1 protein-coding gene is annotated in these 831 nt (G+C 65.2%); it reads right to left on the bottom strand.

The genetic code is table 11. The annotated features are described in order from the left end of the window. A partial coding sequence (locus EN991_RS38175; protein ID WP_245461203.1) for a toprim domain-containing protein occupies positions 1 to 831 on the bottom strand: 831 nt, incomplete at both ends.

Here is an 831-nt window from a genome sequence, read left to right as displayed (position 1 = left end):
TTCCTGGATGAACCGGAAGCGGGCCTCCGGCTTCGTGCCCATCAACGCATCGACGGCATCCTTGGTCGCCGTCTCGGCGTCGATTACATCGATCCTGAGCAGCGTCCGCTTCCTCGGATCCATGGTGGTTTCCTTGAGCTGGGCGGCCATCATCTCGCCCAGACCCTTGAAGCGGCCCAGTTCCACCTTGCCGCGCCCGGTGAATTCGGTGCGCAGGAGCTCGTCCTTGTGGGCGTCGTCTCGGGCATAGGCGACCTTGCCGCCTTGCCTGATCGAGTAAAGCGGCGGCACGGCGAGATAGAGATGGCCGCCACGCACCAGCGCCGGCATCTCCTGGTAGAAGAAGGTGATCAGCAGCGAGGCGATATGGGCGCCGTCGACATCGGCGTCGGTCATGATGATCACGCGGTCGTAGCGCAGATCCTCATCGCGGTACTTCGAACGCGTACCGCAGCCGAGCGCCTGGATCAGGTCTGAAATCTGTTGGTTGGCCGCCAGCTTATCGTTGCCGGCGCTGGCGACGTTGAGGATTTTGCCGCGCAATGGCAGCACGGCCTGGCTGGCGCGGTCGCGCGCCTGCTTGGCCGAGCCGCCGGCCGAGTCGCCTTCGACGATGAACAGTTCTGCACCGGCCGCGGCATTCTGCGTGCAGTCGGCGAGCTTGCCCGGCAGCCGCAGCTTGCGCACCGCGCTCTTGCGCGACACCTCTTTTTCCTGGCGCCGGCGCACCCGCTCGTCGGCGCGTGCGATCACCCATTCGAGCAGCTTCGAGGCTTCCTGCGGATTGTCGGCCAGCCAATGGTCGAACGGATCGCGGATTGCGGTCTCGAC

This window comes from Mesorhizobium sp. M7A.F.Ca.US.005.03.2.1 (assembly GCF_003997795.1).
In the GTDB taxonomy this organism is placed as follows: domain Bacteria; phylum Pseudomonadota; class Alphaproteobacteria; order Rhizobiales; family Rhizobiaceae; genus Mesorhizobium; species Mesorhizobium ciceri.
Note: the sequence above shows the minus strand (reverse complement) of the source record. Positions and strands in the feature narration are given on the sequence as shown.